Genomic DNA, 14,746 nt, shown 5'->3' on the forward strand with positions numbered 1-14,746 from the left:
CAATTTCCAATAAAAGAAACCATATATAATTATACTATATAAAAGGATAAAGGATTGATTCGATGATTGGAAAAAATAGTTTTTTAACAAAAACCAATAACGGATTCACTGAGAAATTAAAAACACTTTCTTCAAAAGTAGAAAAAAATGCGTATATAAAATATACTTCCAATAAATTAAAACAACTGATTGAAGATGCTGAATCTCCATATATCGTATTATTTATTGGTAAGGAAAAAGCAGGAAAAACTTCACTAATCAATGCACTCATTGGTAGAAATATACTGCCTGAAGGAAACAGAACGCATGTAAATACTTTGATTCGGTACGGAAAAAAAGAAAGAATAAAGGCAATATTTGTAGATGGAACAATTGTTCATTTCGATATGAAACATTTACATCTATTCATTGATACAAATACACTTGTTGGGGATATTCTCCGAAAATATTTGAGTTATATAGAGATTTATATTGACTGTGAAATACTAAAGAACGTCATATTTATTGATTCGGCACCGTTGGAAGCAGGGCAAAAAGGGGATTTATATATATCTGAAACGCTTATACAGCGAGCAGACGATGTGTTTTGGGTATTGAATCATGACACAGTGTTATTACAAGAAGAATTAGATCAATTAAAGAAGATTCATCAAATGGGGAAAAAGCCATTTTTTATTTTGAACACTAGCAAATATGAAGACAAAATTATAGAAGATTTTATCGCATCTGAAAAAAAACGCTACGGTGATTTCGTCGAAGAATTTATTGGTGTTTCCATCCAACAAGCGATGGAGGCAAAAAAATCCCATAATATGCAGCTTTATATTGATAGCCATATTAACGTCTTGCATACTAAAATAAACCATTTATCGAAGCAAAACATAAAAAGGGCTAAAAACATTGCCTTTCGATTTAAACAGTGGATTGAATTATTCGAAAGGGAAGTAAAGTTAATACCGGAACGCGAACCTTATTTGTCCGCTGCAAATTATATGAAAAATCTAGCAACATTCAATAATACGATAGAACGTTCAAGCTATGAAAGAGATTTAAAAATCTTATCTGAATATGAAAAAGAATATGCTCATATTAGCCAAATATTTAAAAATATTCAAACGCTATACCAGTTACTACAAGTTCTTGAATTTGAAAAATATTTAAAAGACGACAGAGTTGATCTATTTGTTACACTTGCAATAAAGTATCATGAAAAAGTGCGAGAATATCGAAAACTTCATAGTGAATATATGCTGGAATATCAATATTTTGAAAAACAAGAAAAGAAGCTTTTACGTAAAAAGTTTGTAAAACCATTAATTCAAGACAATTCTAATGAAATCAATTTATTATTAAAGAAGGCAGAACATCTGAATCAATTACAGTGTAAGTGTAAAGATGCATATAATTCTATTAAAAGACTTGAACTTGATTTACTTAACGATTTATATAATACCCAAGATCATATTAATGATTTAACTCAACAACAACTTGAAAAAATAATGAATAAAGCTCATTTATTAAATAGCAACAGAAAAAAACAGCAGAGGAATATAGAAAAATATGTAAATAAATTAAATGAGTTTCAATGTATACGTGAAATACAAGAATTTCTTCAGCAAGAAATGAAACCATTATTAGAAAATGAATCTTTGCCATATTCACAAGAAGAACTTCATCATGTTTTATCAACAATCGATCATATTTCAAATGTTGATTTTTCAACCGAAGCATTATTATCTAATATTACGATTGACTCAATAGAACAGAATCTCACTATATCTGTAGATTTTGAAGAAAAATATTCATTTTATCCTTTAAATTTAACAGAATCAGATATAGTATCCGAAATTCCTCCAATTCCGATGGCAATCGATTTTCAACAGATTTTGAATTTCGATCATTAATCACAAAATTGTCGGCTGAAAAAGACGGTCCCTTTGTAACTGTGGCGCAACTTTAGTCCAATTTATTTGCGATGAGGATATTAGAAACTTGTTTCGACTACCGCAGAAGCAAAGATTTATGTTCATTAAGTAAAATGGTGTCTAGAAAGCTTTCGACTTTCTAGACACCATTTTTATTTCTTAGCTGAACCACTTTCAAATGTTACATTAGGATAATACATGTTTTTCACAAGCACATTAGGGCCTAAACATTTCACAGCTGGACAATGGCAATTTAATGATTTTGCTAAAGGTGTATCCAACCACTTATCAAAGATTTCTACTAATGAATCTGATTGAATATTTCCAAGAGGAGGAGTGTCACCAAAATCAGTGACAATAACGTCTCCTGTAAAGATATTGACGTTTAAACGAGAACGGCCATCCGGATCATTGCGCAACGTCACATTTTTTGCTTCTTTTAATCGTTTTAACAATGCTAAATCTTCTTCTTTCTTACTGCAATGATAAAACGGAAGTGTACCAAATAGCATCCACGTATTTTCATCTCGAATGTCGAGTAAATGGCGAATGGCATCGCGTGTTTCATCCAATGAAAGACTTGTTAATGACGAAGCGAAATCGGATGGGTACATTGGGTGTATTTCGTGCCTTTTACACTTCATTTCATGAACTACTTGATGATGAATCTGTTCAATGTATGGAACCGTTTTTTTGTTCAACATCGTTTCCGCCGAAACCATGACACCTTGTTCACTTAAAGCGCGAGCATTTTCAATCATACGTTCAAACAATTTCGCTCTCTGTTCATAAGTTGGTTTTCTATCCATCATCGCAAAGCCCGTTTCAACGAATTCATCAATCGTACTCCAATTGTGAGAAATATGGAGCACATCAATATAAGGCGCAATTTCCAAATATCTTTCTAAATCAAGGGTTAAATTCGAATTAATTTGCGTACGAATTCCTCGTTCATGGGCATATTGTAAAATTGGTTTCACATAATGTTGAATTGATTTTTTGCTAAGCATTGGCTCTCCGCCAGTTATACTCAAAGACCTTAATGTTGGAATTTCGTCCAATCGTTTTAACAGTAATTCAAGAGGTAGTGCATCTGGATCTTTTGTTTGTAAAGTGTATCCAACCGCACAATGAGCACAGCGCATATTGCATAAATAAGTTGTTGTAAACTCAATATTCGACAATACAAGTTTTCCGTATTGCATAACATCTAAATAACTTTCCCACGGATCATAATTTGGAGTAATTTTTTCTAAAGTAGTCATATCTTTCGAATCTCTTCCTTTCCAACTAACTATTTTCTCATAGTTTGCTAGTTTCGAAAACTAAAATTGCAGCAAATAGAACATTTTTCATAATATATCAGTAAACATTTAGCTAAACTACAACAAAAAATTCCATCAATAATCGGAATTATTGATGGAACTATTATTTTCGCTATAGTACACATCACCGTATTTATTTTCAACGATGGTTTTGACGATTTCAATTTTTGAATTGTTTAATGCTTGCACATTATAGCGATATTTGTCATTGCGAATAATGCTATTTTCTACATAGATTTTTGATTGATTTTGCGCATGTAAATCTGAATGCGCTCCATCTGTTAATTGCACACTCATGAGCTCTAATATGGATTCGTAATCAATCCAAATTTGAGCTTGTAAATGTTTCGAAATAAAACTTTCTTGAATATACACTTCACTGTGGTTTTGAATAAATAAAGCATTTCGTTTCCCTTGATAAATCTCAGAATTATTCAATATAACGGAACTATCATTGACAACAATTTGAGCTAAATCATGTTGGAAGATTTGACTATGATAGAAAAAGAAGTTTGAATCTTTCAAAACCTTTACTCCATAGGATTTTCCATTATATATTTGGCAATGTTCGAATTTTGCAGTGGAATGATCATTTATTTCAATTTGTACATTCATACTATTATGAAACTTCGTGTGAATTGCGTAAATCTCACAACGATGTAACAGAAATATACTTTTACCACGTTGAAAATCCGAATTGCTTAAATAAATTTTTACCTTTGATTTACATGCAATATGGGGCATTTGGTTGTAATAAAAGTTGCACCCGTCTACTTCCACCAATGAATTTGTCACTGCCAATATTCCGTTTCCGTTATTTTCTGAAATTTCACAGCGGTATACTCTCATGATTCCGCGATCAACATTAATAGCGGAATTGTTGTTTTGCGTAATTTGACATTGGAGGAGCATACACTCAGATTTTTTTTCTACATATATTCCAACGTGTCGGCCATTTACAATTAAACAATCTTTCATAGAACAAAACGACTTTTCGGTGATTGCCACTTGAGCGGATAAATGATCTTTAATAACCGTTTCATTACAATTGACTATAGATTCTTTACTTATTAATAATCCATTTTCATGTCCTGAATGAATTTCACAACGCTCAATTTGCATTTTAGATTTTTTTCTTGCTTGAACATTGATATTATGATGATTTGAAATCTCACAATGGGATAGTGTTCCATCACTATTTTGCAAGATGACACCGCATTCATTTCCATGTTGAATTGTGCATTGCTTTCCATTCAATACACTATTGTCAACAAAGAGTTGAGTAGCATTATGGGAGTAAAGAATGGTTGAATGTAAAAAAACATCTGAAGCTTCTTCGACTACAATTCCAAATCCTTCACCACGTTCAATTGAACTATTAAAATCCATGTATGTTGATCTTTCCACTGAAATTTGTCTTTCTGCGTGATGGTGCAAATGGCATTTCTTTGTTTGCATAAAAGATTGATCTGTGATCCAAAATCCTTTCAAAGCATTTGAACATTCACATGATTCTAAAAAAGCTTTTGAGTTTTTTGCAAAAAGCTGCATTTTTCCATTATGATGAAACTTGCAGTTGATAAATACACCATTACTATTATTTAGGAGTGCGATTCCTACTTCTTTTGCTTTTCTAAAATTGCTATTAACACCTTTTAAATATCCTCCGTTTACTGTAATGAGTACATCCACATTTCCTTCGATGATGCAGTGTTCAAAAATCGCTTCACCCTCAACATATAATTGGGCAGTCGGTGAAACTTTCATTTTTTTAAACGTAATACGAACGTTCTTGGGAATGATAAACATTCCTTCAATAACGGTTTGACCATTCCCATCACCAATGAGTGTCATATCTTTTTCAAATTGAATTGATTCTTTATATTTTTTAGGTAACAGCTGTACTGCTTCACCGTTACTCGCTTTAGCTAATGCACCTTTTAGTGTTTTATATTTTGAAAACATCAAATTGTAAAACAAACGAATTACCATTTAACCCCTCCTAAAAACTTACATATAACTATTCTCACTAAAAAATTGGAATTCTAATCCTTTTTTAATGAAACTAAGTAAAAAAATGATGTCGTTATAAGGGGTCTTCGTTAAAATGGTATAAGGATTTAATTCCTTCTTCAGTAAGGACAGAGGAGTAAAGTGGTCATTTCCTTGAATAAGTGTATAAAAGCCATTTGGGGTTGTGGTGAGAAGTATTGAAATTTAAGTCATAATGGTGAGTACGCTTCATTTTATGAAATGTTAAATTTTTATATTAAAGGTTTTCTCAAATAAGGACGCAATGAAAATTAAAGAAGGGAAGAAAATACATGAGAAGCAGGTTTACAAGGGCGGTATTATTTGCAGCATTAATCATAATTCTGGCCTTTTTGTTCCAACAGATTACAATTCAATTTTCAGGTGAAGGGTTTGACACGCCGCAAGAAGCATTGCCAAAAGATGCAGAGTATGAGTGGATTGAAGGGCCGAAAACAGAAAAAGAACATCGATATTTCTTTTTGTCCAATGGAAACTATTTTGGTACGGGTGTAGCAAAGAAAAATTTGAAAGGATGGTCAAGCGGTAACGGTGTATACGCAAAGCTGCCAAAGCGTTTAAATGAAAATGAAATCACTTCCGCTCATTCTGATGGAAAAATTCTATATGGATTAATAAATAAAGAAGGACAAGTAGAAGTGATCGTAAATGGTGAAAAAGCAACATTGCTCAATCTTTCAACATTACCAAAAGAAACAATTGATTTATATAAGGTAAATGATTATTTCATTTGGTATGTTGATTTGGAAAAACTCCAAGATTCCGAACATTTTCATATAGTAGTCAAAAATGATAAAGATGAAATCTTAAGTGAATTATCAATATAATAACTGACTAGAAATAGGGAATAATTAATAGAAAATCTCTCTTTAATTTTTTTATTGTTAAGTATAAACTATAATTAGCATTATCCAAAATATTCATAGAATTCATGAATGTAGCATTTTTATACACATCGTTGAATTCTTGAATCTTTTGGAATAAAATTTAATTGCCCAAATGGGTCATAAAAATCTCTAATGACAAAACATAATTTTAATGTAATTTACTTATGAAGATAAGTGAGTTATGATTGGTCATGGAGAAAAGAACTAGCAAGCCTTTTCAAAATTTATATAGGGGGATTACATATGACAAAGAGCAACTTACACAACAGTCGTGCTTCTTTTGAGTTAAATGGTAAAACGTATTATTATTACCGTTTAGCTGCTTTAGAAGAAGCAGGCATTGCAAAAGTTTCACGCCTACCTTATTCAATCAAAGTATTATTAGAATCTGTTCTACGTCAATATGATGACTATGTAATCAAAGAAGAACACGTAAATAATCTTGCAAAATGGGCAGAAGGTGCAGATCCAGAAGGAGAAGTACCATTCAAACCTTCTCGCGTAGTTCTACAAGACTTCACTGGAGTACCAGTAGTAGTAGACTTAGCTTCTTTACGTTCTGCTATGAAAGAATTAGGTGGAGACCCATCAAAAATCAATCCAGAAATTCCTGTTGACCTTGTAATTGACCACTCTGTACAAGTTGACAAATACGGTTCTCCAACTGCTTTACAAGCAAACATGGATTTAGAATTTGAACGCAATGCTGAACGTTACAAATTCTTAAAATGGGCTCAAACTGCATTCGATAACTTCCGTGCTGTACCACCTGCAACTGGTATCGTACACCAAGTAAACTTAGAGTATTTAGCACCAGTTATTCACGTTAAAGAAAATGAAGATGGCACATTCGAAGCATTCCCAGATTCAGTAGTTGGTACTGACTCCCACACTACAATGATTAACGGTCTTGGCGTTCTTGGTTGGGGTGTTGGTGGTATCGAAGCTGAAGCTGGTATGCTTGGTCAACCATCTTACTTCACAATTCCAGAAGTTATCGGTGTTAAATTAACTGGTAAACTTCCAAACGGTGCTACTGCAACGGACTTAGCATTAAAAGTAACTCAAGTATTACGTAAACGCGGTGTAGTTGGTAAATTCGTTGAGTTCTTCGGTCCAGGTGTAGCTACATTGCCACTTGCAGACCGTGCAACAATTTCTAACATGGCTCCAGAATATGGTGCAACTTGCGGTTTCTTCGCAATTGACAATGAATCACTAAACTACATGCGTTTAACTGGACGCGATGAAGAACACGTTCAAGTTGTTGAAAAATACTTAAAAGAAAATGATATGTTCTTTGATCCAAACTTCGATCCAGTTTACACAGACGTATTAGAAATCAAATTAGACGAAATCGAACCAAACCTTTCTGGTCCAAAACGTCCACAAGACTTAATCCCGCTTTCTGAAATGAAAAAACGTTATCGTGAAGCGGTTGTAGCTCCAATGGGCGTACAAGGTTTCGGCTTAACAGAAGATGAATTTGCTAAAACTTCAACAATTAAATTTGAAGATGGCGAAGAATTAGAAATGCCTACAGGTGCTGTAGCAATTGCTGCCATCACATCTTGTACAAATACATCAAACCCTTACGTATTAATCGCTGCAGGTCTTGTTGCGAAAAAAGCGGTTGAACTTGGTATTAAACCACCAAGATGGGTAAAAACATCTTTAGCACCTGGTTCTAAAGTTGTAACAGGTTACTTAAAAGATTCTGGTTTACAAGATTACCTTGACCAAATCGGATTCAACACTGTAGGTTACGGATGTACAACATGTATCGGTAACTCTGGTCCATTACTTCCAGAAATCGAAGAAGCAATTAAATCAAAAGACTTATTTGTAACATCTGTTCTTTCTGGTAACCGTAACTTCGAAGGTCGTGTTCATCCATTAGTAAAAGCTAACTACTTAGCATCACCACCACTTGTTGTTGCTTATGCTTTAGCTGGTACTGTAGATATCGACCTACAAAAAGATCCAATTGCGAAAGACAAAGATGGTAAAGATGTTTACTTCAACGACATCTGGCCATCATCTGAAGAAGTATACGGCATCTTAAATAAAGTCGTTACACCTGAATTATTCAAGAAAGAATACGAAACAGTATTCACTGCAAACGAAAAATGGAATGCAATTGAAACATCAACTGAGTCTCTATACACATTTGATGAAAATTCAACTTATATCCAAAACCCACCATTCTTCCAAGGTTTATCTAAAGAACCAGCTCCAATTCAAGAGCTTAAAGGCTTACGCGTAATTGCGAAGTTTGGTGACTCTATTACAACTGACCACATTTCACCAGCTGGTGCAATTGGTAAAGATACACCTGCAGGTAAATACTTACAAGAAAAAGGTGTAGCAATTCGTGACTTCAACTCTTACGGTTCACGCCGTGGTAACCATGAAGTCATGATGCGTGGTACATTTGCAAACATTCGTATCCGCAACCAAGTAGCACCTGGTACAGAAGGTGGATTCACAACTTACTGGCCAACAGGCGAAGTTGAATACATTTATGATGCAGCAATGAAATATCAAGAACAAGGTACTGGCTTAGTAGTTCTTGCTGGCAACGATTACGGTATGGGATCTAGCCGTGACTGGGCTGCAAAAGGTACTTACTTATTAGGTATCAAAACAGTTATCGCACAAAGCTATGAACGTATCCACCGTTCTAACCTAGTAATGATGGGTGTATTACCACTTCAATTCATGCCAGGTGAAAACGCAGATACTCTTGGCTTAACAGGTAGAGAAGAGATCTCTGTAAATATCACTGACGATGTAAAACCTCGTCAAATTTTATCAGTAACTGCTAAATCTGAAGACGGAACAGTGAAAGAATTCCAAGCTTTAGCTCGTTTCGACTCAGAAGTAGAAGTAGACTACTACCGTCATGGCGGTATCCTACAGATGGTATTAAGAAATAAATTGGCTGGTAAATAATTTCTAGCTTAGTAAGCAGGTTGACTTGTTCAACCTGCTTTTTTAATTGACTGTTGGAGAAAGATGCTTTGGCAAATATGTTGTTAAATTCGACTATTATCGCGAAACGTTTGACTATTAATTACTTCACTTTGACTAATATCTTAACTTTCAGCATTTAATTTCAATTAATTGGCTATTAAGTTCATCATGTTGACTATTATTTATAGCAGTTTGACTATTATGAGATTGATTTTGACTATTATCCAATATTTCTGAAACTGTTTTTTTACAGTTGGCAATTATGTTCACAGTTTTGACTATTATCTTTCGTAGAGTGACTATTATGGAGCAAAGGTTGACTAATATCTTAACTCAGAAATAGAAGTAGATAAGTAGGAAAATCACGTCTAAAAAGAGAAGGGGAGGGGTTTTTCAACAAAAAATCATCCAACTACTTCATCGTAGTTGGATGATTAGAGATTAAAAATTTGGTTATCGTAGAATTATAATAGTTCTTTTCTTAAATCTTCTGGAGATTTAGGAGATAGTAAGCCAAATGGAATATCAAACACTGTTTTAGCACCTTTATCTCCATTTTGACTTAATCGATATGCAGCACGTGCATAAGCTACCAGAGCGCTAGAAGTAAACATCGGATTGCTTTCAAGATTCAAACTAAATTCAATAATTTGTTTATGACCTTCGTCGCTTTTACCGCTTCGAATAACAAATCCACCATGAGGCATTCCGCTATGATTCTGCTTTAATTCTTCTTCAGAAATAAAGTGTACAGTTGTATCATATTCATCAAAATAATTTGGCATTGTTTTGATTTCATGCTCTACTTTTGCAGGATCTGCTCCTTCTTCTAATACGACAAAACATTCTCGAGCATGTTTTTCACGTGTTGAAAGTTCAGGATTTTCACCACTGCGCACACGATTTACCGCTTCATCAATAGGAATTGTATATTGTACAGCATTTTTTACACCTTGAATTCGGCGGATTGCATCAGAATGCCCTTGGCTTACACCTTTTCCCCAGAACGTATATGTATTTCCTACAGGTAATACAACTTCACCGAGAAGGCGATTTAAAGAGAATAATCCTGGGTCCCAACCAACTGAAATAATTGCAACTTTTCCGGATTGTTCAGCTGCAGCATTGACAGCATCAAAATAATCAGGAATACGTGCGTGTGTGTCAAAACTATCAATTGTATTAAAATATTGAGCAAAATATGGTCCCTGTTCTGGCAAATCTGTTGCAGAACCACCACATAATATCATCACATCGATTTCATCTTTATAAGATTGTGCATCGTCCACATGAAGAACTTTCACATTTGATTTAACAGCCACTGTTTTTGGATCTCGGCGCGTAAACACCGCCACTAATTCCATATCTGGATTTTGTTGAATCGCCGCTTCTACTCCCCGACCTAAATTTCCGTAACCAACAATCCCAATTCTAATTTTACTCATAACTTCTCCTACCTCCTAAAACAACAAAAAATCTATTTTTTATATTACCTCTTTGAACATCATTGTACAATAAATTTTTATACAATTCTTTGCATGAATAATAATCTTATCATTATTGTAATAAAACTATTAAGAAATAATCATTAGGTTTATATAATATTATTATGTATACTAAAATGTAATTATAAAATTAAAATATGTATTTAGTTTGTTCACAATCATGATTTTGATATACTGGTAGTGTATGACATCAATAGATGTAAATAGGAGGATTTAAAATGAAAAAACTTTCAGCCATTGTACTTGCATTTGCATTAGTTTTCTCTAATGTTGGTACAGTTGTATTTCACGATGGTGGGGACATCACTGTTGAAGCCAAATCTTACAAATCAGGCAAAAAAGGTTTTAGCGGCAATAATGGTGCAACAAAAAACCGCATGACAAATGATGATGCTAGTACAAATGGTAGCGTTAACAAAGCAACAACAAATAAAAACGACAATAATACAGCTTCTTCCACGAAAAAGGGTGGTTTTTCTTCCGGTGGATTAATGAAAGGTCTTATGATCGGTGGACTTGCTGGATTATTGTTTGGAAGCCTATTTGCTGACATGGGATTACTAGGAAATCTCTTAGGCTTAGTTATTAATCTCGGTGCCATTTTATTGATTGCATATTTAATCATTAAAATTTATTTCATGATTAAACGAAAAAGTGAAAAAGAGGTTACGGAAAATTGGAGAAGATAACGTTATCTGAACAAGAGATCATTGATGCCGTTTGTCTATTCCACGCTAAATTTAAACATGTCAATCCAGAAGATGTGGAAGTAGAGTTGATGTATGATGATGCTAGTGGTTTTACAGCTGAAGCGTATGTAAACGGCGAAATGGAACCTTATAACACTGTTAATTTCATTACAGCAATTCGACTTTACATTGAGGAACAATTGCATCGAGATGCAATGGCAGCCCGAATTGTTTTAGATCTTCACGATGAAGAAGGAATTATTGCAAATATTGAATGGTAAAGAAGAAGGCGTCTTGAGAGATTTTTCAAGACGCCTTCTTTTCATAAGTCGCTTTCTCCATTACTCCAAATATATTGGAATGCAAATTGACTTATAAGCAGTAAGCCTGTCCAAAAGTACAATTGTCGGACAGGCCCTTTCAATTTCATGTCGCCAACTAAAAATCCGTATTTTATTAATTTTCATAAAAATCAACTATTTTGTTTTCATTTGTTTTATGTTATGTTCAAAAAGAGATTTGAAATGAAAGTGGGATTCATATGACAATGGATGCTAGAAAAGTGTATAACGGAATTGTTTTACTAACAGGATATCTCCAACGATTATATGTATTTGAAAATATTCACCATGAATTAAACCTTCCTCATGATTCAGAACGAATTCAAAAGGTGAAGGAATTATTTGATGATACCCTTGCAATGTTACCTATTTTTGAACAAGCAAAAGAACTCGCTCCAACCCAAGTTAATAAGTTAAAATCTGTAACTAATGAAGTAGAGAGTTTAATGGCAAGTTATTTTAAAGATGAACCTGTCTCGTTTCAAGAAAAGTTGGCTTATGTTGGGTCAAGCCTTTATGCTGAACAACATGTAAATTTAGGAATCATCCGCCTTGGTAAAGTATTTCAGGTGGAAGTGAATAGAGATTTCGAAATGCGTACGAAGTTTTATGAAGAGCGAACTAAATTCATTGATACGATTGTTTCTTTAATTAAGAAAAATCAACAAATTGAAGATAAAGCGATGGAAATCATTGAATCTTGGTATACAAATGTCAAAAACAATAAAGAAAATATTCTCAATGATCTCAAATTGATCAGTACATTAATTGGTTTTTAAGACAAAAACTGATGGAAGGATATAGTCCATTCACATCAGTTTTTTCATTTTAATATAATATTTAATTATCCAGAGGCTGCCAATATATCGCATTAGAAGCTTTATATTCATCGTATCTCACTATCCAATTTTTGTAGAGTAGGCAAATCGTATAAGTATCAGTATTATTTCCAAAAAACTCCCCAAATATAGATGGAAAAAATTGATATATCTCGCATCTCTCATTTGCACGATTATTTCATTGAGGTATACTGTTTTAGAGGTGATATCATGTTTTTCAGCGAAAAAGAAGTAGAAATCCGCTATGCCGACACCGATCAAATGGGGGTTGTCTACCACGCAAACTACCTTATTTGGATGGATATCAAACAGGAAGCTAGATATATCAAGGGGTAGGGGAGTGTTATAAAGAATTGTACCCCAAATTTTACCCCAAAAAATATGTTATTCGCTAACTTTTGCAACAACTTCATTTAACAATTGAACTGCTTCAATTTCGACATTTTTATAAGAATGAGTATAAAATTTATTGACTGTATTTATATCATCTCCTAGTAAATAAGCAACTGTTTTGGCAGGCACTCCTTTTGCTATTAACATTGAAGTAAACGTATGACGTAAACCATGAGGCCCTATTCTTTTTAATTGATACTTTTCACAAATATAATCGATGGCATCTTCAATATAAGTTAACCCAATTGGTCTTGCACCCTTTGTAGTGATAAATACATAATCAGACTCAGTTAAACTTTCGCCTTTTGACCACTTTTTCTGAATACACCAAGTTCTGTACCGTTTTATTTGTTTTGCTAATTCCTCATTCATAGGGATAACACGATATCCATTATCCGATTTCGGTGGTCCTAATCCAGAACGTGTCCGTGCTTTAGTAATAGAAATCATTTTTTTGTTAAAATCAATATCGTTCCATGTCAGTGCCATCAATTCACCTTTTCGCATACCAGTCATAGCAAGTGTAAATAACGTGGTATAACGTGTATAAGGATCATTTTCTTTCGCACATTCTAAAAACTTCGCTAATTCTTCCTCTGTATAATAATTTTCTCTAGTACTAATTGGGGCAGCACTAAAATCTAACTTTTTACATCGATTGCGAGGGAGAATCTCTTCGCTTACTGCAGCATTTATAGCAGACATTAAAGTTCTACAAATTCCCTCGATAGTAACTCTTTTTAACCCTTTTTGTACAAGGACATCAACTAATTCTCTTTGCACTGTCATACTTGTTATTTTTTTTATTTTATAATGACCAATAAGAGGTTTTAAGTGATTTTCATAAGTTTCTAGATAATGAACATATGTATTCGGCCTCCATATGTTCTTTTTTGATTCCATCCAAATTTCAATCCATTGAGCTACTGTTAAATGGTCATTCTCTACATAACGATCATTCCCATCTAGAATATTTGCTTTAATTTCTATTAAAGCGCGTTCTGCTTCTTTTTCTGAATCGAAATTAGATTTTGTTTTTTCACGTCTTTTATTAAAGCGGTCATAATATTTATAGCGAAAAGCATATTTTTTATTTCCTTTCGAGTCCCTATACCAATAAATACCGTCTTTTTTTGTTTTGTGATACTTTACTCTTGGCAAAGGTTATACCTCCTAAATCGCGCGAAAAGGCGCTTTTTAATGGCAGTAGAAGATTCTCCCTTAAAATCGATTATCTATGCCTAGAAAAGGTTTAGGCGGTCTAAATTAAAGCCAATTTGAAATAAATTGTTCATTATAAACCACATGCCGATAGAATAGGTTATTTAAATATCGCTCTAATCTTTTTTTAGCAAAGTTTTCTTCAACGCAAAAAAGTTCTCGAATCATTTTGATTGTTTCATATGTGGCATCACAGATTTTTAGCTGTTTTAGCATAAAAGAAGGGATACAGGCATGATACATGAAGAGGTTTGCTTTTTCCTCTTGATATCTAATAAACTCTTTAGATAGTTTTTTCTGATTACCTGCATGCAGCAATACGTGGCCAAGTTCATGACAAAAATCTTGCCACTTTTGTTCTTCCGAAAGATAAGTATTTAAAAATATGTAAGATTGATTGTTAAAAAAAAGAGCTTGGCTTGATTCATACCAATGCAAAACTCTAATTCCTAAATTAGTAGAAATGTTCTGATAACTCAGTTGATGCGGTTCTAAAATGTCCATTCTTGTATATAATTCGTGGACAAAATCTTCCATATACGTTTGACACATAAAACCAACTCCTACACACAACAAATTAGAACATATGTTCT

General features: G+C 33.5%; 11 protein-coding genes. 6 read left to right on the forward strand and 5 right to left on the reverse strand.

The window, feature by feature from the left end; all coding sequences use genetic code 11:
- Window positions 1-62: 62 nt before the first annotated feature.
- Entirely contained in the window at window positions 63-1,904 is a 1,842-nt protein-coding gene (locus HF990_RS05100) for a dynamin family protein (protein WP_168412117.1), read from the forward strand.
- A 173-nt stretch (window positions 1,905-2,077) separates the two neighbouring features.
- On the opposite strand, the gene yfkAB is transcribed toward HF990_RS05100, so the two are convergent.
- Complete coding sequence (gene yfkAB, locus HF990_RS05105) at window positions 2,078-3,190, reverse strand: radical SAM/CxCxxxxC motif protein YfkAB (RefSeq protein WP_016838073.1); 1,113 nt, start codon at window positions 3,188-3,190, stop codon at window positions 2,078-2,080.
- A gap of 135 nt (window positions 3,191-3,325) precedes the next feature.
- Window positions 3,326-5,242, reverse strand: coding sequence for a right-handed parallel beta-helix repeat-containing protein (locus HF990_RS05110; RefSeq protein ID WP_016838074.1), 1,917 nt, complete (start codon window positions 5,240-5,242; stop codon window positions 3,326-3,328).
- A gap of 332 nt (window positions 5,243-5,574) precedes the next feature.
- Between HF990_RS05110 and HF990_RS05115 the strand changes: the two genes are divergently transcribed.
- The gene (locus tag HF990_RS05115; RefSeq protein WP_168412118.1) at window positions 5,575-6,129 is read left to right on the forward strand and encodes a hypothetical protein; all 555 of its coding nucleotides are present in this window, start codon (window positions 5,575-5,577) and stop codon (window positions 6,127-6,129) included.
- A gap of 303 nt (window positions 6,130-6,432) precedes the next feature.
- Window positions 6,433-9,144, forward strand: a complete 2,712-nt coding sequence (gene acnA / locus HF990_RS05120; RefSeq protein ID WP_168412119.1) for an aconitate hydratase AcnA — start codon at window positions 6,433-6,435, stop codon at window positions 9,142-9,144.
- Between the two features lie 485 nt (window positions 9,145-9,629).
- Here acnA and HF990_RS05125 read toward each other — a convergent pair whose 3' ends face one another.
- The gene (locus tag HF990_RS05125; RefSeq protein ID WP_016838077.1) at window positions 9,630-10,610 is read right to left on the reverse strand and encodes a diaminopimelate dehydrogenase; all 981 of its coding nucleotides are present in this window, start codon (window positions 10,608-10,610) and stop codon (window positions 9,630-9,632) included.
- A 278-nt stretch (window positions 10,611-10,888) separates the two neighbouring features.
- Here HF990_RS05125 and HF990_RS05130 point away from each other — a divergent pair, with 278 nt between their 5' ends.
- The 3 genes from HF990_RS05130 to HF990_RS05140 all read left to right on the forward strand — a co-directional run bounded on the left by HF990_RS05130 (window position 10,889) and on the right by HF990_RS05140 (window position 12,479).
- On the forward strand, window positions 10,889-11,359 hold the full coding sequence (locus tag HF990_RS05130; RefSeq protein ID WP_016838078.1) for a hypothetical protein: 471 nt from the start codon (window positions 10,889-10,891) through the stop codon (window positions 11,357-11,359).
- Complete coding sequence (locus tag HF990_RS05135; RefSeq protein WP_168412120.1) at window positions 11,347-11,640, forward strand: YxcD family protein; 294 nt, start codon at window positions 11,347-11,349, stop codon at window positions 11,638-11,640. The genes HF990_RS05130 and HF990_RS05135 overlap by 13 nt, the downstream gene beginning before the upstream one ends.
- A 260-nt stretch (window positions 11,641-11,900) precedes the next feature.
- Entirely contained in the window at window positions 11,901-12,479 is a 579-nt protein-coding gene (locus tag HF990_RS05140; protein WP_016838080.1) for a hypothetical protein, read from the forward strand.
- Window positions 12,480-12,923: 444 nt separating this feature from the next.
- Here the strand turns inward: HF990_RS05140 and HF990_RS05145 are convergent, their stop codons facing one another.
- On the reverse strand, window positions 12,924-14,093 hold the full coding sequence (locus HF990_RS05145) for a site-specific integrase (protein WP_168412121.1): 1,170 nt from the start codon (window positions 14,091-14,093) through the stop codon (window positions 12,924-12,926).
- Between the two features lie 105 nt (window positions 14,094-14,198).
- Window positions 14,199-14,705, reverse strand: coding sequence for an ImmA/IrrE family metallo-endopeptidase (locus tag HF990_RS05150; RefSeq protein WP_168412122.1), 507 nt, complete (start codon window positions 14,703-14,705; stop codon window positions 14,199-14,201).
- Window positions 14,706-14,746 lie beyond the last annotated feature (41 nt).

It is taken from the genome of Ureibacillus thermosphaericus (assembly GCF_012396605.1).
Lineage (GTDB): Bacteria > Bacillota > Bacilli > Bacillales_A > Planococcaceae > Ureibacillus > Ureibacillus thermosphaericus.